Origin of the sequence: Nitrosomonas supralitoralis (genome assembly GCF_003011925.2) — a bacterium.
Classification (GTDB): domain Bacteria; phylum Pseudomonadota; class Gammaproteobacteria; order Burkholderiales; family Nitrosomonadaceae; genus Nitrosomonas; species Nitrosomonas supralitoralis.
Genome location: NZ_PXXU01000011.1, coordinates 54,454 through 76,715, shown reverse-complemented (window position 1 = coordinate 76,715; position 22,262 = coordinate 54,454). Strand labels below are relative to the sequence as shown.

The 22,262-nt window shown below is 43.9% G+C and carries 22 protein-coding genes; 12 read left to right on the top strand and 10 right to left on the bottom strand.

From position 1 onward, the window contains the following. Positions 1-897: phospholipase D-like domain-containing protein (locus tag C7H79_RS05585; RefSeq protein WP_242447159.1), on the bottom strand; the 897-nt coding region annotated here is incomplete at its 3' end. A gap of 502 nt (positions 898-1,399) precedes the next feature. Here C7H79_RS05585 and C7H79_RS05580 point away from each other — a divergent pair. From C7H79_RS05580 to C7H79_RS05545, 8 genes are all read left to right on the top strand, one after another. Then, positions 1,400-1,567 (top strand): DUF1328 domain-containing protein, encoded by a 168-nt coding sequence (locus C7H79_RS05580; protein WP_106706303.1) that lies wholly within the window; start codon positions 1,400-1,402, stop codon positions 1,565-1,567. Positions 1,568-1,718: 151 nt separating this feature from the next. Further along, positions 1,719-1,916 (top strand): CsbD family protein, encoded by a 198-nt coding sequence (locus tag C7H79_RS05575; RefSeq protein WP_106706302.1) that lies wholly within the window; start codon positions 1,719-1,721, stop codon positions 1,914-1,916. A gap of 37 nt (positions 1,917-1,953) precedes the next feature. Further along, positions 1,954-2,262 carry a hypothetical protein gene (locus C7H79_RS05570; RefSeq protein ID WP_106706301.1) on the top strand — a complete coding sequence of 103 codons (309 nt, stop codon included), beginning with the start codon at positions 1,954-1,956 and terminating at the stop codon, positions 2,260-2,262. Positions 2,263-2,415: 153 nt separating this feature from the next. Beyond that, the gene (locus C7H79_RS05565; RefSeq protein ID WP_106706300.1) at positions 2,416-2,703 is read left to right on the top strand and encodes a sll1863 family stress response protein; all 288 of its coding nucleotides are present in this window, start codon (positions 2,416-2,418) and stop codon (positions 2,701-2,703) included. Positions 2,704-2,812: 109 nt separating this feature from the next. Next, positions 2,813-2,998, top strand: coding sequence for a hypothetical protein (locus C7H79_RS05560; protein ID WP_106706299.1), 186 nt, complete (start codon positions 2,813-2,815; stop codon positions 2,996-2,998). A 368-nt stretch (positions 2,999-3,366) separates the two neighbouring features. After that, the gene (locus C7H79_RS05555) at positions 3,367-3,843 is read left to right on the top strand and encodes a DUF4112 domain-containing protein (RefSeq protein WP_106706298.1); all 477 of its coding nucleotides are present in this window, start codon (positions 3,367-3,369) and stop codon (positions 3,841-3,843) included. A 304-nt stretch (positions 3,844-4,147) separates the two neighbouring features. After that, positions 4,148-4,894: a TerC family protein gene (locus C7H79_RS05550; RefSeq protein ID WP_106706297.1), complete on the top strand. Its 747-nt coding sequence runs from the start codon at positions 4,148-4,150 to the stop codon at positions 4,892-4,894. Beyond that, positions 4,895-5,824 (top strand): alpha/beta hydrolase, encoded by a 930-nt coding sequence (locus tag C7H79_RS05545; RefSeq protein WP_106706296.1) that lies wholly within the window; start codon positions 4,895-4,897, stop codon positions 5,822-5,824. 213 nt (positions 5,825-6,037) lie between these two features. On the opposite strand, the gene C7H79_RS05540 is transcribed toward C7H79_RS05545, so the two are convergent. Both C7H79_RS05540 and C7H79_RS05535 read right to left on the bottom strand, forming a co-directional pair. Beyond that, positions 6,038-8,965 carry an EAL domain-containing protein gene (locus C7H79_RS05540; RefSeq protein ID WP_106706295.1) on the bottom strand — a complete coding sequence of 976 codons (2,928 nt, stop codon included), beginning with the start codon at positions 8,963-8,965 and terminating at the stop codon, positions 6,038-6,040. Between the two features lie 130 nt (positions 8,966-9,095). After that, positions 9,096-9,458, bottom strand: coding sequence for a hypothetical protein (locus C7H79_RS05535; protein WP_147383565.1), 363 nt, complete (start codon positions 9,456-9,458; stop codon positions 9,096-9,098). 130 nt (positions 9,459-9,588) lie between these two features. Here C7H79_RS05535 and C7H79_RS05530 point away from each other — a divergent pair, with 130 nt between their 5' ends. The 4 genes from C7H79_RS05530 (at position 9,589) to rfbB (ending at position 13,743) form a co-directional block, all read left to right on the top strand. Beyond that, entirely contained in the window at positions 9,589-11,040 is a 1,452-nt protein-coding gene (locus C7H79_RS05530) for a mannose-1-phosphate guanylyltransferase/mannose-6-phosphate isomerase (RefSeq protein WP_106706293.1), read from the top strand. Between the two features lie 118 nt (positions 11,041-11,158). Beyond that, entirely contained in the window at positions 11,159-11,740 is a 582-nt protein-coding gene (rfbC, locus tag C7H79_RS05525; protein WP_106706292.1) for a dTDP-4-dehydrorhamnose 3,5-epimerase, read from the top strand. Positions 11,741-11,765: 25 nt separating this feature from the next. Further along, the gene (gene rfbD / locus C7H79_RS05520; protein WP_106706291.1) at positions 11,766-12,665 is read left to right on the top strand and encodes a dTDP-4-dehydrorhamnose reductase; all 900 of its coding nucleotides are present in this window, start codon (positions 11,766-11,768) and stop codon (positions 12,663-12,665) included. Further along, positions 12,649-13,743, top strand: coding sequence for a dTDP-glucose 4,6-dehydratase (rfbB, locus tag C7H79_RS05515; RefSeq protein WP_106706290.1), 1,095 nt, complete (start codon positions 12,649-12,651; stop codon positions 13,741-13,743). Before rfbD ends, rfbB begins: the two co-directional genes overlap by 17 nt. Before the next feature lie 109 nt (positions 13,744-13,852). On the opposite strand, the gene C7H79_RS05510 is transcribed toward rfbB, so the two are convergent. From C7H79_RS05510 to C7H79_RS05480, 7 genes are all read right to left on the bottom strand, one after another. Beyond that, complete coding sequence (locus C7H79_RS05510) at positions 13,853-14,611, bottom strand: YdcF family protein (protein WP_197714596.1); 759 nt, start codon at positions 14,609-14,611, stop codon at positions 13,853-13,855. A 177-nt stretch (positions 14,612-14,788) separates the two neighbouring features. Further along, positions 14,789-15,928, bottom strand: coding sequence for a glycosyltransferase family 4 protein (locus tag C7H79_RS05505; RefSeq protein ID WP_106706289.1), 1,140 nt, complete (start codon positions 15,926-15,928; stop codon positions 14,789-14,791). Next, positions 15,922-16,713, bottom strand: coding sequence for a class I SAM-dependent methyltransferase (locus C7H79_RS05500; protein ID WP_172592364.1), 792 nt, complete (start codon positions 16,711-16,713; stop codon positions 15,922-15,924). The genes C7H79_RS05505 and C7H79_RS05500 overlap by 7 nt, the downstream gene beginning before the upstream one ends. 17 nt (positions 16,714-16,730) lie before the next feature. Next, entirely contained in the window at positions 16,731-18,710 is a 1,980-nt protein-coding gene (asnB, locus tag C7H79_RS05495) for an asparagine synthase (glutamine-hydrolyzing) (RefSeq protein ID WP_106706287.1), read from the bottom strand. Continuing rightward, a complete protein-coding gene (locus C7H79_RS05490; protein WP_106706286.1) occupies positions 18,710-19,849 on the bottom strand; it encodes a glycosyltransferase family 4 protein in 1,140 nt (379 codons plus the stop codon). The genes asnB and C7H79_RS05490 overlap by 1 nt, the downstream gene beginning before the upstream one ends. Then, positions 19,846-20,952 (bottom strand): glycosyltransferase family 4 protein, encoded by a 1,107-nt coding sequence (locus C7H79_RS05485; RefSeq protein WP_106706285.1) that lies wholly within the window; start codon positions 20,950-20,952, stop codon positions 19,846-19,848. Before C7H79_RS05485 ends, C7H79_RS05490 begins: the two co-directional genes overlap by 4 nt. Before the next feature lie 125 nt (positions 20,953-21,077). After that, complete coding sequence (locus C7H79_RS05480) at positions 21,078-22,250, bottom strand: O-antigen ligase family protein (RefSeq protein ID WP_106706284.1); 1,173 nt, start codon at positions 22,248-22,250, stop codon at positions 21,078-21,080. Between the last annotated feature and the right edge of the window lie 12 nt (positions 22,251-22,262).

Here is a 22,262-nt window from a genome sequence, read left to right as displayed (position 1 = left end):
TGTAATATACACTTGTTTCTGTGCATTAGTAATAGCGGATATCAGTGTTAGATAAATCAAGCTGTAAGAATCATCGGGTGTACTGCCAATTGCACGAACTATTTCTTTGCCTTGAGAGGCAATTTTGGGGAAATAATTTTTTTGGGCTAATGCTGGGCCCTGTTGCTTATACCAAGTTTGAATGAACAATTTCTGAAATTCGGCAACTACCGGTCCCTCGATTTGAATGTCGGTATCGCGCCATCCCTTTGTTTGATCCGCTGTTTTCTTATGATTCCTGATAGAAGATCCGGTAGAGTAAGCATTGCTAATATTGATTCCGCCAAGAAACGCGGTTTGTCCATCAATTATAAGCAACTTGCGATGATCACGTTTGTTGGGTTCCCAGGATTTTTTTATTAAAGATGGATTAATAGGATTAAATTCAACTACCTGAACACCAGCCTGCATTAAGCGATCGAAAAAAGACTTTGATGTGGCTAACGTACCATAACTGTCATAAATCAAATTGACCTGAACTCCATTCGACTGCCGCTCAATCAGAAGATCCGCAAATTGCTGGCCTATGTCATTTTCTTCAATGGTGAAAGATTCCAAGTTAATATGATCAGTAGCCTTATTGATAGCAGCAAACATAGCCTGATAGGTGGCCGGACCGTCTAGTAGCAAACTGACTTTATTACCCATTACAAGTGGAGTGCCGACAATATCCTGCTCAAGTGCGATATGTCTATCTAGAATACTGTTGGCATCCGATTTGCTCTTAAGTTTTTCCAAGGTGGCTGCGGTTCTTTTCTCCGAAATGGGACCCCAAGCATCACTGAAACTTATAGTTTGCGCGATGTACCTTTCCTTTAAGAATTGCGTATCCGGCAGCGATTTGCAAGCAGTAGCCATTACCAAAAAACAGCCTATTGCGATAACGCTCCTAAAGGGATATTTCATATTCATGAACTTTCCTTTCTCGAGTAAATTCATTGCTAAGTTTTCATTAACGATGTTAATTAAAGTTTCCCCGCACCTACAAGTATCATGATATATCAATCAAGAACAAAAAATAAAAGACTAATCGGTGGTTAATTAAACCCGGACAATCCAATTAACCATTTTCTTCACTTCTGCTTCCTATTGATCTGGATTCTTATAATCTTGAAGATCATTATTTACCAAGATCCATTGCGCCCTATCAACCCATTGCCGGATTATCCTATTCCTTTGTGCGTCATCGCACATACCATAATAGTGTCCTGCTGTACCATGTGTTTCATGTAACGTCGTGATGTGCGTAACATAATCAATTTGAAAGATTAATATCTTTTGTCATTTTCTGAAAACACATCTCCAGATTGATGCATTGAACTAATGCACTCTTTGGAACCCAAAAATAAGGAGACACACCATGATTAACTTGGCAATTACTTTCCTAATTATAGCCATAATTGCTGGCTTACTAGGCGTTACCGGCGTTGCAGGTATGGCAGCGGAAATGGCTTGGATTCTGTTCGTTATCGGCGTTATTTTAGCGATTGTATTCTGGGTATTAGGTCGACGTCCCCCGCCAGTTTGATAAGGGTAAATAACAATCGCAATACTCGGTAGTTTTTTATACAACGCATTTACCTAGACATAATTATAAAGTCTTAATTATGTAACGCTCAACAGAACTGCAAAGCATTATTTTGAGCATATATTTTTAAATTAACTAAGGAGCAATCACTATGAACTGGGATGAAATTAAAGGTAATTGGACGCAGGTTAAAGGTAAAGCCCAACAACAATGGGGCAAGCTAACTAATGATGATATGGATATCGTGGAAGGAAAGCGTGAAGAATTAGTTGGCAAAATTCAAGAGCGATATGGAATTGCCAAAGAAGAAGCTGAAAAACAGGTTGATGATTTTTGCGACAAATATTAAATATTTATATTCAAATCATAATTAATGGAGATTCAACATGAATAATTCTATCAAAGCCACCTTGGCATTAAGCGCTTTATTACTAATTTTTGCGGCGCCCTATAGCCATTCACAATACACTGCTCCAAGAATGGATGATGCAGAAACAAGAGCAGATCGATTGGAAAATAAAGCGGACCAGATACGGGAAGCTGATGAAAATGCCAAAGATGCATACGAAAGAATGGGCGAACAAAAGGCTGACAGAATGGAAGACCAAGCAGATCAGCTGAGAAAATCAGCGGAAGAAAAAGCCGACAATATAGAAGACCGTGCTGACACGGTAAGAGATGCAACAAGTTATTAATTAATAATTTTTCATTCTATTTTATTTTAGCAACTCTATATGTTCAGTCTTAAACTCGATTTAAATTGATAGATGCCAACACTAGACAACTTCCAATTTAAATCGAGTTACATCCTTCAAAGTAAGTATTGATCACACAAAATGGGAGTAGACATGAGCTTAAAACAAGCCTATGAAAAGAAATTGCAGGCACAGTTAGACGAGTGGGATGCAGAGATCGACAAGCTAAAGGCACAAGCAGATGGTGCAGAAGCTGATGCGCAGATTGAATATTACAATCAAATTGAAGAATTAAAGTCTTTGCGGGCCTCAGCCGACGCGAAGCTTGTCGAACTGAAAGATTCTAGTGATGACGCTTGGGAAGATCTAAAATCGGGTTTTGAAAATGCCTGGGACTCACTGAGCAACGCATTCAAATCGGCCGCATCCAGATTCAAATGAATTTTGTCATCATTAAATAAGGTATTTAAATATACGCATATTAATTATTTGCGTTTACGACAACTTGCATTTTACAACCAACATTTTAACTTTAAACGAGGTGTATTCCATGAACAAATTGATTTTATCAATTATTCTCATATTGTCAGTCTTTATATTAACTGGTTGTGCAGAAGGGCCCGCCGAGCGCGCAGGTGAGACAATAGACAGAGGTATAGGAAATAGCAAAGATGCCGTGAGTGATGCTGTCGAAGATGCCGGCGATAAGATTGAAGATGCCACTGATCGTTATTAAATTAGTGTTACCTATAAATATGCAGTCCAGAATTTGAGGACTGAATAGAGTTTCGGGCTCTGTTGCACAAGTCAGTCAAGTTAAATATTTCTTAAGATTAAAAGAATTTCGTGTCAAATACAGACTTATGCAATAGCGCCGCACTAAGGACTAGAAGATAACAAAAGATATCTAACCACATCGTTTTTCCATTTTAGCTATGTTTACTGACTCAACTTAAGCTATCAAAGCTTGCGAAGCATTAACTATTACAGATTTTTTTGCCTCTAATTGAGCAGCAGATTAGGTCTGAAACGAGAATATTGATTTAATTAAGTGTGATATCTATTGAGCTATTTTGAATAGCTGAACTAACTATATGAGTTTACATGAACAAAATAGAAATTGAACAAACAAAGGATAAACTGAACCGGCTTGCCTGGGTAATGGACAACACTTTTCGTATCCCAGGAACACAAATCCGTTTTGGCTTTGATGGATTAATTGGATTGATTCCTGGAATCGGCGATGCTGCAGGCGCAGTCATCTCAAGCCATATTCTGACCCAGGCAGCTCAGATGGGTGTTCCTAAGTCAATTCTTCTGAAAATGGCTTTCAATATCGGATTAGATGCAATTTTGGGGATAATTCCTGTCTTAGGTGATGTTTCAGATTTTATGTGGAAAGCCAACCACCGAAATGTTCAATTATTAAACGATTATCTGGAACAACCCGAAAAAACTGTAATTCATAGCCGTTTTTTTGTTGGGATATTGGGTTTAATAGCATTTAGTGGTGTCGTTATGATTAGCATTTTTGGCTTTCTGGTGATGCGATGGCTCTGGCTGTCAGTTCAAGGCAACTGAACGATACAATAAGCTTCCCTTCGTCTTCGATGATAATCTTAATATATCGCTGTTCTTTATAGAGAAGATAAAATTCTGTATAGTCTTTGAAATCTGACGCAGGAATTTATAAGGCTTGAAGAATTAGGCACATTGATGTAGAAAAATTTTTTTGCGACTTTAGAAAATAAGTTTGAGTACCTTTACAAAGACGAGCTAGTAGCACTGAATCCCCTTACCCACTCTGATTCTGATCAACTATAATCAATTAGTTTTGCATACCAGACACTTTTTATGACTGTCAAAAGAGAAAAGGGGAACCCCGATGTTTGAATGGCTGACAAGCCCTGAAGCATGGATCGCTTTAGGTACGTTAACTGCGTTGGAAATTGTTCTGGGGATCGATAACATTATCTTCATCTCCATTCTTGTTGGTCGTCTTCCCGAAAGTCAGCGGGCTTTCGCCAGAAAAATGGGACTTAGCCTTGCCATGATTACACGCTTGGCATTACTTTTTTCAATTTCCTGGGTCATGGGATTAACTGAACCATGGTTCAAAATATTCACTTATGAGATTTCAGGGCGCGACGTGATCCTGATCGGAGGAGGATTGTTTCTTATAGCAAAAGCGACGCATGAAATTCATAACAGCCTGGAAGGAGTAGCAGAGCAACGAAATTTGAACTTGGTCGCCTCTAGTATGGGAATGGTACTGATTCAAATTGCAATTCTGGATATTGTATTTTCACTGGATTCAGTCATTACTGCGGTTGGGTTGGTTGATCAAGTTTCACTCATGGCGATTGCCATCATTCTGGCAGTGATGGTGATGCTGGTCGCAGCAAAAACTATCGGGGACTTCGTGGATACGCATCCTACGATCAAAATACTTGCACTTTCTTTTCTCATTTTAGTGGGTGTCACACTCATGGTAGAAGGATTTGGCGTGCATGTACCCAAAGGATATATCTATTTTGCGATGGCTTTCTCTATAACCGTTGAAATGCTTAATCTCCGCATGCGAAAGAAGAATACGGAACCCATCAAGCTCTACAAGAAGGTTTCTGAATAGTTGACTGTAGTTAATATGGTTTTGATTCTTGACTGGCAGAAAATATTACTCAATCAGTCGAATCCAGTTGTGTCTGCCATGAATAAAGCATTTACTCAACTGCTTTATTTAATTATTCCGGGCGTAATGTTACTTAGCAGCTGCTCCAGTGTTTTTTATTATCCCGACAAAGAACGCTTGTATTACGATCCTAAATCCGTAGGTTTATCTCCCGAAGATATTTACTTTACAGATACCGCTCAGCGAAATCTTCATGGCTGGTGGTTTCCCGCAGTCGGAACTTCGCCAAAAGCAACGATTATATTTTTTCATGGCAACGCTGAAAACCTGACTTCGCACTACTTGCATTTGGCTTGGATGACCTCTGAAGGATATAACTTATTTGTTTTCGATTATCCCGGCTATGGTTTGTCTGAAGGCAAACCCACACCTAAAAGTTGCTTGGAGGCAGGTCAGGCGGCATTGGATTGGGTGGTAAAAAATAAATCTCAAGATGTCCCGATTATTATTTACGGTCAAAGCATGGGGGGTATTGTTGCCCTACGAACTGCGATTGATAGTAAATCTGAGGTTAATTTAAAACTCGTCGTTGTGGACAGTACATTTGATTCTTTTCAACGCATTGCCAGAGTTAAACTTTCTCACAACTGGCTCACTTGGCCGATGCAACCACTCAGTTATATTTTATTAAGTGACCATTGGGCCCCCGACAATTTGGAATCAATTTCACCCATCCCTGTTCTTGTTATTCATGGACAGAGAGATACCATTGTCGAGCCTGAATTAGGCGAAAAAATTTTTGAACAACTAATTGAACCAAAAACCATATGGAGAATTCCTGATGGAACGCATACGGATGTATTCTGGCGGCACGATCGGAAATATCGTGATGAATTCCTGATGTTTCTTAAGAGCCTGGATAAAACTTAAAATAATTCGGAATAAGGGCTTAGGCAAGCAAGTGGCTCGGTTAAGTAATGCCAGAAGCTCTTTACCCTATCTGCGACTTATCATTTTTTGAGTGTTTCGTTTGTATGTCAGCCTTCTCTGGAATTATTTCAGGTATTCTCAGAATGCTATTAAGTTTAAAAAATTAATTTGTATTTTCAAATTATCTCTTAGTATCAATAACAAATATCACGTTCAAGTTAACTCCTGCGGTTCAGAAATAAATGAGCCCTGGGAAAAATCTATATCCATGGCTTGAATTTTGTCCTGAACTTCCTGGTTATGAACATACTCTGCAATCACTTTTATATTCATTCGTCTTGCAAAATCCACAATCAACTGGACAACAACTTCCGCATCTTTATCAAGATGAATATTTTTAATAAGGCTACCATCGATCTTGATGTAATCTGCATTTAACTTCATTAAATATTCAAAATTAGAATACCCTGTTCCAAAATCATCAATGGCTATTTTGCAGCCCAAGGATTTTATAACGGTTATAAACTCGCAGACACTTTCATAATCTTCAATCCCCTCGGACTCAACCAGTTCAATAACAAGCCGATTCCCGATCTTATATTGTTTGATTTTATGTACCAGAAGCTTTACGATTTCGTCAGCTAAAATATCTTCCAGCGTAAAATTGATGGAGAATTCCTCTTCTTTATCGCTAAAGTACTCAAAAGTCCTTTCAATCATAATTTTGGTAATGGTCGGATAGAGCCGTGCTTTTTTGGAGATATCCAAAAAGAAGAAAGGTGAGATGATTTCATCATTGTCGCGCATGCGAACCAGGCACTCATATTTTTGGAAGCTGCCTTTTTTATTTGCAGAAATAAGCTGTTTAAAAACAAGTATGCCATTATTTTTGATGGCATTTTTTATCTTTGTTGTCATTGCAATATTATTCTGATATTGCGCTTCAATTTCAGAATTTTTCTCAAAAGACATGAGGCTCTTTGAGCTTTCGATCGCTGTTCTTAGCGCCATTTCCGAGTTAATGAAAAGCCTGGTCTTGTTCCCACTGGTAGCGCCTACCGTAATTGAAAGATTGAACTGTGATTCATCAATGGTGATAATGTCCCGGTCAAAGTGATCAATCAGATTTTGCATGATCTTCACAAAGTCTGGCATGGGCATATGTTCCCGAGTAAAAAGCGCAAACCCATCACTCGTGATCTTGTAGAGTTTGATGGCTTTATTTAAAGTAATTTCCTGGAAAATTGCAGCTATATTTTTTATCACCTTATCCGCCACTTCGGCACCATAAAAGTCATTAATATCCCTGAAATTATTAATAATGACCGAAGCAAGCATGGCATCATTCATCAGTTGACCGATATCTTCCAAAAGCTGCTGCCTATTAGGCAGTAATGTGACAGGATCTGTGGTCTGTCTGAGGATTTGCTCCTCTTTAAATATCAGGTCAGTGATATCCGTGCGGATAGACATAAATTCCTGAATCTCTCCATTCTCATCCAGTATGGGAACTATGGTGGTATTGACATAATAACAGCCGCCATCTTTCTTGCGATTCTTAATAATTCCTTTCCAAACCTGCTTATTAAGTAATGTATGCCACAACTCTTCGAATACTTCTTTCGGCATATCAGGATGCCTGATTACATTATGCGAATGACCCAGTAACTCATCCTCTAAAAAGCCTGATACCTTGCAGAACGCATCATTAACATAAGTGATAATTCCCTGTTTATCTGCTTTTGATACAATGGCACTTAAGTCAACCGCTTTTTTATACTCATTCAATAACGTTTCGGATGTCAGTAATGCTTTGTTCTGAAGTCTCAAATTCTCACTTAACAGCTCTTCATTAGTCTGCATTGGTTTGAGTATCATTCTGATAAACAAAAACAATATCATCGTTACAAAAATTACAAATATCATTACGCTCGTCAGCAATAAGATGAAAGTACCTTGTCTGGCGGAGTCGAGCACCTCTTGTTTGTCAATCTCAACCAATAGCGCCCAGTTCTTATCAAAGACTTTAACAGGAGCATAAGAACTGTACACTTCAGTACCCCTGTAATCCTCGATCAATTCATCTGATGTTCTTCCTTTTAACGCCTGCAACACTGCCCTGGTATTTACCTGGGTGATACCCACTGTAGTAGAAAATTTTTCCACCAGGGGGTCCGTCATTGTTTTGATGAAACGGCTATCGCTGCGCATAAACAGATCATCACCTACTAAATAAGATTCGCCACTCTTGCCCAATCCTATTTCTTCCTGAGAATGATTGAATGTCATGGTTTTAACAATCTGAGTAATCGGTAATTGAATTGCTAAAACCCCTACCTGGGTGTCCCCGTCATAAAGTGATGTAGCAATGAATGCGGCAGGTTTATTATAGCTAGGCTCATAAGGTTTAAAATCTTCAAAAACCACCTCATGTCGAGGTGAGTTTATGGCTTTTTTATATGCAGAAGCCAGCCCACTATTGGCATACGCACCACTTAAAATATTGGTGGCGAAGTCGAATTCCTTAGTTACGGTGTAAATGACATTGCCTGCATTATCAATCAGAAAAATGTCATAGAAATTATACTGTTGAAGCTCATTCAGAAAATAGGGATGAAATTTTTTGTGAATACGGTCGTAGGCTAGGCCAGTCTTGGAATCAAGAAGCTTATATCTCTGATAGCGGCTAAAAGGATTATTTGCAATATAACGTTCTTGCAGTATCTTGCTGTTTTGTGATTCAGACAAATAATATTCAAGAGGTTGTTTTTTATGTGCTTGGGGCACATCATAAGAAATCTGCTCAAGAAAGGACTGAATGTTTTCCGTTAATAATTTTTGGTTAAAATGGATATCAGAATGGCTGCTATCTTCTTTAACAGCATATTCAAACTGATGCATCGCATTGATAGCAGTTTCACTTGCGCCGAGCGTTAAAACAACGTCGGCCGTCAGATCAAAATAATCTTCGATATAGATCTTTAGCGCGTTTTTGAGTGATGTTAATTTGTTCGAATGCTCATTTATTAATGACTGGGTTGCCTGGATGTGCATAAAATAAGTTGAAATACTCAATACCAGTAAAATCGCACCGAGCATGAGAAACAACTCTTTTTTATACTTGCCAAATATTTTTTTCATCACACCATCGAACCGGAAACATTTATCTGTGAATAGAAACTAACGACGGTCGAACTAGTTTATTGCAGATTTCTCCTTATAACACTAAATAATTAGTCAGTCTGACACATCAGTGTCGAGATGGGCATAATCACAACGTTGTATTTTTTTGCGGCGGTTTGATATTACGTATTGTAATGCCTCGTAATAATCGGCCGAGAATGTCGGCCCCCGTAATCACCTTTCTTTCATTCGACCAGAGCAGAATAAGATCATTAACGACGACATCGTCAACTTCGGATTTTGGATTCACCTGTAAACGAGAGATTATTTTTCCGAGCAATGTATTCAGATCGATGACGATAATGGGACGATGACAAAAAACGTGAAGATTGATGGTTCCTGAACCAAACAGGGAATCACGCAGAAAGGCATTGGCATTCAACACCATGTAGGGGCGGTTGTGTTCATCTACATTAATAATCCATTTTTTTCCAGATCTGTTTACTTCCACAAAATTTATGTAAAATACAATACATTAAACTATTAATTGATCGGATAAATATGTATCAGTAATGCAGATAGGCAGATAGTTTTTCAACAGATTGTTAAAATCCCCAGACAATATTGATGTGGCAAATTAAATGAATGCACTCATACCCGTTATTTTATCGGGTGGCTCAGGCACACGCCTATGGCCACTTTCCCGTGAAAAATTTCCTAAACAGCTTTTATCCCTCATAGACAAAGACTCCTTATTACAAGCTACCGTTTGCCGCATGGATGGTTTTCAGGATATCCAATCCAAGCCACCCATCATTGTTTGCAATGAAGAATACCGCTTTGTGATTGCAGAACAATTACGGGTCATGAATAGAAAAAGCACCATTCTGCTTGAACCGGTCGGGCGCAACACCGCGCCTGCATTAACCCTGGCTGCGCTTGCTGCAACGCACGGAGGGGATGATCCCATTTTGTTGATGATGCCATCGGATCATGTAATTACCGATACTGACTCATTTCATGCCGCTGTCCTTAAAGGAATGTCACAAGCATCCGATGGCAATATTGTCACCTTTGGCATAACACCCGATACTCCTGAAACGGGATATGGCTATATTCAGTTTGGTGAATTAGCTGACAGTGATGAAGCTGTTTATCATATTGCGCGCTTTGTAGAAAAACCTGATCGATTAACAGCGCAAGCCTATCTTGATGCAGGCACCTATCTCTGGAATAGCGGATTATTCATGATGCGTGCTTCGGTATGGCTTTCTGCTATCGGCAAGTGTCGGGCAGATATACTGACTGCATGTCAAACCGCCTGGGATCTAGGATCAGCTGATGGTGATTTTATTCGCGTGGACAAAAATGCCTTTGAGCAGTGCCCCAGTGATTCAATCGATTATGCGGTGATGGAACGATTGCTTAACCGCAATAGTGAACTGCCTGCCGGAACGGTCATTCCCCTGTCTGCAGGCTGGTCTGATGTCGGCGCCTGGGACTCCTTGTGGGAAGTACTTCCCAAAGATGATGCAGGCAATGTATCCAAGGGCGACGTAATAATGAATGCCTGCAATAACACTTTTGCCATTTCAGAAAACCGCCTGGTGGCATGTGTCGGCATTGAAAATATTGTCGTGGTTGAAACATCGGATGCCATACTGGTTGTTCACAAGGACAAAACACAAGACGTTAAATTAATTGTCGATCAGTTGAAACAGCAAGGCCGTTCAGAAGGGCATCTGCATCGCAAGGTATTCCGTCCCTGGGGCTGGTACGATAGCGTTGATTTTGGCGAACGCTTTCAAGTAAAACGCATTGTGGTTAAACCTGGCGCAGCCCTGTCATTACAAATGCACCATCACCGTGCCGAGCACTGGGTTGTGGTCCAGGGCACAGCGCGCGTAACCCGAAATGAAGAAATTTATCTGGTCACAGAAAACGAGTCGACCTACATTCCACTGGGCACCAATCATCGCCTGGAAAATCCAGGACGTGTGCCGCTTGAAATGATCGAGATTCAATCCGGTTCTTATCTGGGGGAAGATGACATCGTGCGCTTTGAAGATATTTATGGTCGAAATGACAAATAAACAACTCGGTGACAAGATCCAGGGAATCGCAAGTTGATTAAATTAGGCATGTATTCACCCATCGCCAAGCTTTCTGAAAAAAATGGTTACGGTCAATATCTAATGAAAATCCTCAAAAATGAAAATTATTGAAACCGGGCTTCCCGGTGTCGTTATTTTTGAACCCAAAGTGTTTAGAGATCAACGCGGTTTTTTTGTAGAAACATTTCGAGAAACCACTCTACGCACATCAGCGATCAACGAAACTTTTGTCCAGGATAACCACTCCCGCTCATCAAAAGGTATACTGCGTGGCCTCCACTATCAATTAATCCAGCCACAAGGCAAGCTGGTGCGTGTATCGCGCGGCAAGGTCTTTGATGTCGCTGTTGATGTGAGAAAAAATTCACCAACCTTTGGGCAGTGGTTTGGTACTGTATTGGACGATGAAAATTTGCGTATGATTTATGTACCTCCAGGTTATGCACATGGTTTTGTTGTTCTTTCAGAAGAGGCAGATTTCATCTATCGGTGCACCAACTATTATCATGCAGACTCAGAACAATGTATTGCCTGGAATGATCCCGAAATCGGCATCCAGTGGCCCGTCAGCGATGTCTCACTCTCAACCAAAGATCAATCTGCACCCAATCTTTCCCAACAAGCAGTAGAAAAATTGCCTAACTACATACCCATTCAAGACAATCTATGCGCTATATGAATACCCACAGGGTATGGGATCTACTATGACCGTATTAATAATAGGTGCAGCAGGCCAACTAGGTACAGAACTTTGTTTGCGCAGCAAAGTGCGTGGATATGACACCGTTGCTGTCGATTACAACGAGCTTGATCTAACCAATGAATCCAGCACCCAGGCCTTTGTTGCTCAGGTAAAACCAACAGTTATTATCAACGCTGCTGCTTATACTGCCGTCGATCGCGCTGAGACTGAAATTGCTTCAGCCTTTGCCGTCAATCGGGATGGCCCACTATACCTGGCCAAGTCCTGTGCCAAGGCTGATATACCGCTATTGCACATCTCCACCGACTACGTATTTGATGGAAAAAAGCCTACCCCATATCTTGAAACAGATACCCCGAATCCACAGGGAGTTTATGGTCAGAGTAAGTTAGAAGGTGAAATTGCTGTTGCCCGCACGTTAAATAAATACATAACGCTACGCACAGCCTGGGTGTTTTCAGCCACCGGCAACAATTTTGTCAGGACCATATTGCGCCTTGCTAAAGAACGCGATGAGCTGAGTGTTGTTGCTGACCAAACCGGTGCGCCAACCTGGGCAGGCGATATCGCTGAAGTCCTATTGGAAATTGTGGAACGAATACACCAAAGTAAGACTATCACTTGGGGGCTGTATCATTACACCGGCTCACCCGCCATCACATGGCACGCTTTTGCTGAAACCATCTGCCAGCAGGCCTTTGAGCTAGGCATACTGAGAAAAAAACCGTTTATCAAACCCATCAGCAGCTATGAATATCCCACCGCCGCCAAGCGCCCACAGAACTCAGCGCTGGCATGTGCGCTCATTCAAGAAGAATTCCTCATTTCTCAGGCTGACTGGCGAAAAGGGCTAGAACAAGTATTAATTCAATGGAAAAAAAACAATGAATTTTCAACCTAAGCATTTATTAGTGACGGGTGGCGCTGGATTTATTGGCAGCAACTTCGTGCACTATTGGTTACAGGAATATCCTGACAGCCAGGTTACGGTACTGGATGCGCTCACCTATGCCGGAAACTTACAAAACCTGGAGACTATCCAAAAAAACAACGCTTATAGTTTTGTTCACGGCGACATCCTTGATACAGCATTGGTAGAAAAATTACTACACGATGCGTGCATTGATACGATCGTGCACTTTGCTGCAGAAAGTCATGTGGATCGATCAATTCACGGGCCAGACGCCTTTCTTAAAACCAATATCGAAGGCACGCATTCACTGCTCAAGGCTGCCAAAAAAATATGGCTTGATACGGGCAAAACACCCCATCGCTTCCACCATGTATCCACTGACGAAGTTTATGGCACACTTACGCCTGACGCTCCTGCATTTACTGAGCAGCATCAATATCTGCCGAATTCACCCTACGCTGCCAGCAAAGCATCTTCAGACCACATAGTGCGCAGTTACCACCATACTTACGGTCTCAACACCACTATCAGCAACTGCTCCAATAACTACGGCCCATACCATTTTCCAGAAAAACTGATTCCCTTGATTATCGTCAACTGCCTCGAAGGCAAACCCTTACCGATTTATGGTGATGGCAAACAGATCCGGGATTGGCTCTACGTTGAGGATCACTGCCGTGGTATAGAACGTATTCTCTTGAATGGCAGAGTGGGAGAGGTCTACAATATCGGTGGCAACAATGAATGGACCAACATCGACATTGTTACCCTAATCTGTGAACAGATGGACCAACACCACCCACAAGGCGCACCGCATACCCAACTAATCACCCATGTCACCGATCGCCTCGGACATGACCGCAGATATGCCATTGATGCCACCAAGATCATGGGTGAACTGGGTTACAAACCTGCAGAGAGCTTTAAAACCGGCATCCGCAAAACAATTCAATGGTATCTCGACAACGAAGTCTGGTGGCGTGGTATTTTGGATGGCAGTTACAAGGAATGGATTGATAAGAATTATTCAGATAAAAAAACTCTGTCATCAATAACTAGGTTTTAAAACAAGATGCGTTGCACAATCTTTTCTTCCATCTCATCCATCACTTGCAAAACATGTGATGGTGAAACCTTCGGTTCTGCATGAATGCTTATTTAAGCACCATACCCTATCATTTGCCTACCCACAAACCAATCCATTCCTTGATAGCTCTGCCACTTCCGTCGAGCGAATCGGCATCTGGCAGCAACCTGCGAATATCCCACCACACAGTATCCACCGCCTCATGATCCGTTGCGGCGGGAAACACAATCAATCCTTGCGCCTCGAATTGTCGCTTTGCTCTGGGCATATGCAATGCCGAAGTCACCAGCAACAGTCTGTCTACTCCCCAGTCATTGAGCAAATGCGCTACATGAACTGCATTCTGACGAGTATTGATACTGGTGCTTTCCAAGTGAATTGCCGCATCAGGCACACCTAGATCTCGAATAAATATACGCATCGACTCCGCTTCGGAAAGACTACCGAGTCGGGAATCAACACCTCCACTGAGCACAATCCGTTCAACCTTGCCGGCATGAAACAGCTGTGCCGCAAACCAGACGCGATCTGCTGCACGGCCTAGATCGGGCATAAATCGCGCGGGGGGTACTGGCGAAGCAACGCCTCCACCCAGCACAACCGCCACAGGCGCAACCTCCACATCAACAGCCAGTCGCGCCGGGTGAGCGGATTCAATGGCCGCGCGCACGTGCATACTCAACCAAGGAGTCGACCATAAATAAAGCCATGCCACGGCTAAACACCCAAGCACCCAACCCAGCTTACGCCATCGCACCACGCTAGCTACCAAGGCCAAAGCACCCAGTAACAACCCCATGCCCAAGGGCATCAGAAGAAGCGCAACGACCTTTTCAATAAAAAACATCAAGAATATTTCCTCATGTCACTGACCGCCTTAATCATAATCTCAGATATGCCATTGATACCATATATTAATTGGCTTACAAACCCACTTGTCATTTCGAGCATAGCGAGAAATCTATATTGTTAGATTAACAAAGATTCCTCGCTATGCTCGAAATGACAGATTAACTTCAAACCTCTAAATTGAAACACCGTTTGAAACGATATCACCAATAATGCACAGGTAACGATCAATCACAATTTTCTCGTCAAACTCAAGCTCCATTTTTTTCCGACCAGCGATTCCCATCAGTTCTCGTTCACTCGGAGACATATCGACAATACTTCGCATTTTCTCAGCCAAATCACTCGCATTACGCACACAGCAAAGCAAACCATTCACGCCATCATCCACAGCATCGCGACACCCAATAGCATCTGTTGTGACGATAGGCCTGCCTATAGCCGCAGCCTCCAGCAAAGAACGGGGCACCCCCTCGCGATAGGAAGGCAACACCACGCAATCAGCAGCGGCCAAATAAGGCTTCACATCATCCGCCACGCCAAGATACTCGACCACGCCCTCATCAACCCAATCGTCCATCTGGGCACTGGAAACCGCAGTCTGATTTTTAACATCCAGGAAACCTAGCAGCTGAAACGTTGTTGTCGGATATTGACGGCGAACCATTCGCGCCGCTTCAACATATTCTCCTACACCCTTATCCCACAATAAGCGTGCAACCAGCAAAAAGCAAAAAGACCGATTTTCCAAGGACGGCATCGGTACATAATGAAAAATACCCAGATCAACGCCGGAACCTGGCAATCGGCTCACCTTATCTGCCGGGACTAAACCCTGCTCCACAAACATCTGTAAATCTTCATTATTCTGGAAAAACACATGGTGAGAACGCGAAAAGGCTGTCATGTAAAGTAGTCGCGCCAAACGGGTCAGCCAGTTATTGCGAATAAAGACCGTACCCAATCCGGCAATGTTATTCACTACCTGAATGCCTAACACATGGGCAGCAAGCGATCCATAGACATTAGGCTTAATGGTATAGCCCAAGAACACATCGGGGCGTTCACATCGCAACAAATTCAAAAAACGAAAGAACAACAACAAATCACGCCCTGGATGCGTGCCTTTATTGTCCATCGGCAATGCAACAAACCGGCACCCCAATTCCGCCAAACATGACGCATAGGCATCGTTTGGCGCAACGGCCACCACCTCATAACCCTCAGCAACCAAAGCGCGAATCAATCCAGCACGGAAATTGACCAAATTCCAAGCTGAGTTCAGAGCAATTAATACCTTGCGGCGTTTTACCATAAATTCTCACTGAAAAAAACCTTTCCTTGCCTTCCCTCAATCCCCTTGCACAACGCTTTCTTTACCAGCACCATCGAGAAGGTTTCTGCTGCTTGGTGACCGGCAATAGATTTGAATATGACAACCCAAATTCGCCAAACCAAGTAAACGGGAAACAAAAAACTGAAATAGCTACTAATGTAGTAATAGCGTGATTCAATCACTGCCAATCCATTATGTTTTGCCATTGCGATGAAATCATCCGGGGTACATTTATGGTAGAAGCTCGGGAAACCCTGCGCAGCACGAGCATTTGAGTAAACACCATACAAAATTTTCCGCTTAAGTTTTTCTGGCAACAACACATTCAGCCGAGCAAAAACCGCATTGCGGCTCGGCACAAAAATCAAAGCCCTCCAACCGGGCATTAACAGTGAAGCAATGGACCTCAACGCACCTTCAGTGTCTTTAACGTGTTCCAACACGGCCTGGCAAATCACCAAGTCGCCATCACCAGCTCCATGAATGTTTACAATGTCTGCACACACCGTTTCGTCATAACCACCTACCGGCGCACGATCCAACTCTGTCTGGCTGATATCTATTCCCACAATATTTAAGCATAAAGCGGTCTTTTTTTGGTGGATACGAAGGGCTGCTTCCCCTCCAACATCGTAGATTTTCATTCCTTGTCGCAAATATGATGGGGCCATTTCAACAATGAAATCCTTATTTCCATCTTTGATAAAAGATGATGGCAAGAATTGCTGATCAAACCATTTCCTGAGGTTTATATTCGTGTTCATGAAAGTTCTTAATAAACTCATTTCCTGTTCTCCATTTCGAGCCATGCCTGAAACATCAACACACACCACAAGCGTGCCATCCAATTACGCTGTCCGCTCAAATGCTCCGCCCACATTTGCCGAATCGGCGCGGGATGAAAATACCCCTCCCTCGTCAAGCGTGTTTCGTCCAATAAATCTTCCGCCCATTCCCGCATCGGCCCACGCAGCCAATCGTGTAACGGCACACCAAAACCCATCTTTGGGCGGTCAATCAGCTCACGCGGCACATGGCGGTACAGTACTTGACGCAATGGCCACTTGGTTTGACCATCGCGTAATTTGTATTCCAGCGGCAAGCTCCAGGAAAATTCGACTACCCGACGATCCAAAAACGGCACGCGCCCCTCCAGCGACACACCCATGGCCGCCCGATCTACCTTCACCAAAATATCATCCGGCAAATAGCTGATCGTATCCAGAGCCATCATGCGCTCCACATCCCCAAGCCCGGCCAAATCAGGGCGCAAGGCAGTCAAATGCGTAGGCGGTTCCTGCCCGCCGATCACCCATTCCTCCGGATTACGCAAGTGCGAAACCATGTCCATATACAATTCATCTACCGTAGTGCTAGCTAACACCCCGGCCCCCTTGTGGAATTTATCACCCACAAAGCGCAATCGCCCTGTGCCGGGAATGAAATGCGCAAAACTATCCCAGGTAGAAGGCGAGATGGACTTGATACCTCTAGCTGCTAAGGCGCGTAGCGGTGCTGGTGCAAGCGATACTTTTTTCCAAATATTAAGCGTGCGCAGATAACGGCTGTACCCGCAAAACAACTCATCGCCCGCATCACCCGACAACGACACCGTTACATGCTGTTTTGCCAACTGACTCACCAGATAAGTGGGAATCTGGGAAGAATCCGCAAACGGCTCGCAATACAAACCAGACAAACGCGGGATCACCTCCATCGCCTGCTGCGGTGACACATACAACTCGGTATGCTCAGTGCCCAAATGCCGTGCCACGGTCTTGGCGTGAACCGCCTCGTTATAACCCTCTTCGTTAAAACCAATGGTGAATGTTTTGACCGGACGCGAAGACTGCGCCTGCATCAACGCCACCACCGTGCTGGAATCAATGCCCCCCGACAAAAATGCGCCCAGCGGCACATCGGCCATCATTTGCTGGCGCACTGCATCTTTGGCCAACACTTCCAGCGCATCCACCGCTTCATCCGCCGTGCCCGCAAATGGCTGAGCCACACCAGCTAGCGCCACCTCAACTGCATCCCAATACTTCCAAATTCTGGGTTCAGGCTGCGCCAACGAAATGGACAACAAACAACCCGGCCCCAGCTTGGCGATGCCTTGATAAATCGAATAGGGTGCGGGAATATAATTATGACGCAACAGCAAGCAAAGTGCGTCACGGTCAATGTCTGTCGCAAAAGCCGGGTGCGCCTTGAGTGCTTTCAGCTCAGAACCAAACAGAAACACCCGCTCATTATTACTTCCCTGCCAACCGTAATACAACGGTTTCTCGCCAATTCGGTCACGCGCCAAAGACAGCGTGCGTGTTTGCCGATCCCACAAAGCAATGGCAAACATGCCAATCGATTTCTTGAGCGTGGCCTCTAACCCCCAAGCCTCAATCCCAACCAGCAACGTTTCCGTATCCGAATGTCCGTGCCAATAAAGGATTCTCCCCTTTGCTAAAGTAGAGTTAGTGGGGATTTGCTCTAGTTCCTTCCGCAAATCCAAATGGTTATAAATCTCACCATTGAATGCGATTACATACCGCCCGCTGGCCGACATCATTGGCTGATGACCTGCGGGCGACAAATCCACAATCGCCAAGCGACGGTGCCCAAGAGCAATACGTTGCTCACCATCGCACCAAACCCCGCCATCGTCCGGACCGCGATGATTGAGCGTATTCGCCATGCGACGCGTCAAAACCTCATCACCACTCTCGCCAACACCACTACCGAGGAATCCAACTAAACCGCACATCAAAACGCCCCTTTATTCAAAACTTGCCGGTAGATTTCCTCAAATCGCTTGCGAGCATGATCCATGGAATATTCCTCCTCGACCTGCGCTTTTGCTCGCAACCCCAATGCATTCCGGGCATCCTGTTCCAACGCCAGCAATCGCGCCACGCCTTGCGCCAAAGCCGCAGAATCTCCTTTGGGTACAACCACGCCAGTATCAGCCAACAGCATAGCCGCATCCCCCACATCCGTTGTGATACAAGGAAGCCCCATCGCCATCGCTTCGGCCAACACGTTAGGAAATCCCTCAGTGCGTGAGTGCAGGCAAAAAATATCCATTGCAGCTAAACACTGCGGTACATCCTTGCGCTCACCCAACAATACGAAACGCTCCTTGCAACCCGCTTTATCGATCCAATCCACAAGCGGTGCGTTATCCCAATCCAAGCCACGCCCCACCATCAAAAATCTCAATTGCGGATACTGCGAAGCAAGCAAACCAGCCATGCGCACGAAATTTTCTTGATCCTTAACCGCGTGAAATCTGCCTAAACTACCCACCACCACATCATTTTGGTTGATGTTGCTTTGTTCGCGCAGTGTTTTCCGCTCATCGGCTGACGCACTCAACTGGGAAAAGTCATAGCCATTCGGCACTACCACCATCTTCGTCGCATCGTAGCCAACTGCAATGTGAGATTGCCGCGATGCTTCGGCTGCACAGACAATCACTTGTGGAACCCAGCGAGAAAACCTTGCACAGAGCCACCGGACTAACACTGTCATCAACGAACCACCAGCCTGAACATCCGTCGTGCGGATTCCCCAGATCACATGCCGATTGCCTGCCATGCGCGCTGCCAAACCGCCCAACAGATCTGCGTGATACATCCAGGCTTGAATAATGTCTGGACGCAATGCACGAATCAGATTTACTAGTCGCCAAAGTACAAGAGGAATACCAAATGAGGAACCTAAACCGAGCGAGTGAACCACCACCCCCATAGCTTGAAATTGCACACCGAGCTTGCCCATATCGGTGAGCGAGACAACGGCATGCCGAAAAGCGGGATTGTCGTGATGAGAATCGACCAAACGTTTAAGCATCATTTCAGCTCCACCGACGTTAAGGCCGATAATGATGTGAATGACATTCATGGAAAAACACCAAGCTCATTGAATAACGAATCCCACTTGACAATCACAGACGACAAACTGTACCGAGCAATTACAGAATCTCGTGCCTGTCTACCCATCTGAGTGCGCAATGCCTCATTGCCCATCAACTCTCTAAGAGTTGCTTCTAGCATGGTCTCATCGTCGAGTGGCACAAGAAAAGCATCCTGGCCATCCCGTGTAATATCTCTTGGCCCACTAGGACAATCGAAGACAACGCACGCTAGACCAACGCCCATCGCTTCGAGCAGGGCATTCGGAAAACCTTCATATTTTGAAGTCATTACAAAAGCATCTGCTCCCTCCATAATCAACCACGGTGAAGTTGTTCGCCCCAGGAGGAATACGCGATCCTGTAAGCCCAGGAGGTAAATTTGACTTTGAAGTTCATCACGTACTTTGCCATCTCCATAGATATGAAGGTCCCAGTCTGGATAGACAGAAGCGACCTTTGAGAATGCACTCACGCTTTTGTCGACCTGCTTCCCGCTAGAAAGCCGACCAATGCTTAAGAGCGATTTCCGCACCTTGTCTTGCGCCCCCCATTCGATCTGCAGTATTTCATCCGGTAGCGGATTAGCCATCGTACGGACACACTTGATACCGGGGTAAATACCGTCGATAGAGTTGCATGCCGCCTCCGTCTGAACAACCACCATATCCGCAAAGCGATATGTAATCCGGCACGCCAATTCCCAAAACGATGTAGTTGGTTGGCTCGAAGGGTCTCTTCTCTCACAACAAATGACTGGGACCGAAAGATGGAATGCCGACAGAATGGCCGCAACGTTCACGTTGGGCAAAAAAGAAATGACCACATCAGGCTTTTCAGTATCTATCAATCTACGAAGCGCCAGCAATCTTTTTATATAGTTCAATAGAGATTTGCCAGTCGATCCGATCAAATCCGCAAGGTAAATAAGCTCAACATCATTCGAAATCTCATAAAATGGCCTACCTCCACCCGAGAAGGTTGGCACCAGAATCACCCGATCACCACGCGCAGCCCATGTGTTGCAAAGTGTTGTCGCCACCCGTTCTGCACCGCCTGCACCTAGCGAACTAGTAAGAAATATAATTTTCACGTTATCTCAATATCGACATGCAGCAACGTACCACAGCAGTGGGAACGCCACCAAAGTAGTGCGCTCTTGGGAGCGAACGAATGCTGAAAGTACATAATCGCGCTGGTCGGCAGTACCAAAATTCTTCATGTGAATTGTGGTTTTGATTTATGGCTGCGGCCAGTTTGCGTGACGTACACAGTTGATCTAACTATTCGATCTACGGCCAGCGCAAACCCTAATCCAATTTGGAATCCGTAAGAATCAACGAAATTATGGCTAAACAAAAACATAGGCAGAATGCAGAATGCGAACATCAAAGCAGAGACGGGGAAATACAATAACAATAGCGATGGAATCAGAACCAACAAACCCAACATTCCATAACTCACCAGAATCTCAACAAGTTGGTTATGCGACGACACCTCTAACTTACTAACCAAATATGTGCTGCCGTGCCCAAACAAAGGTGAATCGGCGAATGCGTCAAAACTGTAGCGCAATACATAGTGCCGTTCTTCACTACTTGCATCGCCCTCAAAACGTTGCATCACATTATCAATCAAATTAATCACTATATCTGGATAAGCGATTAACATAAAGCATACGAATACCGACGCCATCAGTAAGGTAAATACCATGTGGCGTAACGAGTTCTTTGACAAAATAATTAGCAAAAAACCCAACAGGGCAATTAATGCTGCACGAGATTGCGTTAACAGCACCACTGTTATAGCCAGGGGCAGAGCGACCACGATAAGCATCTTACCAACAACATTGCTCAGTCTGTCTAGCGTAAATAGAAATACGATGGCAATCGCCGCGGTGACATTGGGATTGAGAAACCCCCCTGGTCTGGCCAAAGTTACAAGCACATCACGATCGGCACCCTCAAAATTTACCTGTTTGATGTACCCCATGATCTGTGCGATCTGCCCCCCAAGCAACAGCAACAGGCTAAACAACACAATCCAACCGAGATACTTGAAAATTCGCAAATCGGGAGGACGTTTCTCATCAGTAATGAGTATGATCAAGACGTAAGTCAGCACAAATAGACTTATTGCAAAAAACTGGAAGTAATATGCCTGCAGGTCCAACCGTCCAAAGGCTATTTGTATCAATAAAAATGAGTTAAATAAGATAATCCCCTTGAACATGTTGGGTTCAATATATTTCTGAGGTGATCTAATAAATCGCTTATTTGAAAACACCAACACAACCGCAGCCAAAACGGGAATGTAAGCAATACTTGGTAACTGGGTATATAAGCCGGTTCCTACTATTAGCAAGATTGCGCTTAAAGAGAGCAATTCCAAATTTCTCCTCAA

Coding starts and splice junctions, on each gene's coding strand:
- C7H79_RS05540 (WP_106706295.1), bottom strand. CDS start 8,965: ATGAAAAAAATATTTGGCAAGTATAAAAAAGAGTTGTTTCTCATGCTC.
- C7H79_RS05500 (WP_172592364.1), bottom strand. CDS start 16,713: ATGAACACGAATATAAACCTCAGGAAATGGTTTGATCAGCAATTCTTG.
- C7H79_RS05580 (WP_106706303.1), top strand. CDS start 1,400: ATGATTAACTTGGCAATTACTTTCCTAATTATAGCCATAATTGCTGGC.
- C7H79_RS05560 (WP_106706299.1), top strand. CDS start 2,813: ATGAACAAATTGATTTTATCAATTATTCTCATATTGTCAGTCTTTATA.
- C7H79_RS05565 (WP_106706300.1), top strand. CDS start 2,416: ATGAGCTTAAAACAAGCCTATGAAAAGAAATTGCAGGCACAGTTAGAC.
- C7H79_RS05510 (WP_197714596.1), bottom strand. CDS start 14,611: ATGTTTTTTATTGAAAAGGTCGTTGCGCTTCTTCTGATGCCCTTGGGC.
- C7H79_RS05505 (WP_106706289.1), bottom strand. CDS start 15,928: ATGGTAAAACGCCGCAAGGTATTAATTGCTCTGAACTCAGCTTGGAAT.
- C7H79_RS05570 (WP_106706301.1), top strand. CDS start 1,954: ATGAATAATTCTATCAAAGCCACCTTGGCATTAAGCGCTTTATTACTA.
- rfbD (WP_106706291.1), top strand. CDS start 11,766: ATGACCGTATTAATAATAGGTGCAGCAGGCCAACTAGGTACAGAACTT.
- C7H79_RS05530 (WP_106706293.1), top strand. CDS start 9,589: ATGAATGCACTCATACCCGTTATTTTATCGGGTGGCTCAGGCACACGC.
- C7H79_RS05490 (WP_106706286.1), bottom strand. CDS start 19,849: ATGAATGTCATTCACATCATTATCGGCCTTAACGTCGGTGGAGCTGAA.
- rfbB (WP_106706290.1), top strand. CDS start 12,649: ATGAATTTTCAACCTAAGCATTTATTAGTGACGGGTGGCGCTGGATTT.
- asnB (WP_106706287.1), bottom strand. CDS start 18,710: ATGTGCGGTTTAGTTGGATTCCTCGGTAGTGGTGTTGGCGAGAGTGGT.
- C7H79_RS05550 (WP_106706297.1), top strand. CDS start 4,148: ATGTTTGAATGGCTGACAAGCCCTGAAGCATGGATCGCTTTAGGTACG.
- rfbC (WP_106706292.1), top strand. CDS start 11,159: ATGAAAATTATTGAAACCGGGCTTCCCGGTGTCGTTATTTTTGAACCC.
- C7H79_RS05555 (WP_106706298.1), top strand. CDS start 3,367: ATGAACAAAATAGAAATTGAACAAACAAAGGATAAACTGAACCGGCTT.
- C7H79_RS05575 (WP_106706302.1), top strand. CDS start 1,719: ATGAACTGGGATGAAATTAAAGGTAATTGGACGCAGGTTAAAGGTAAA.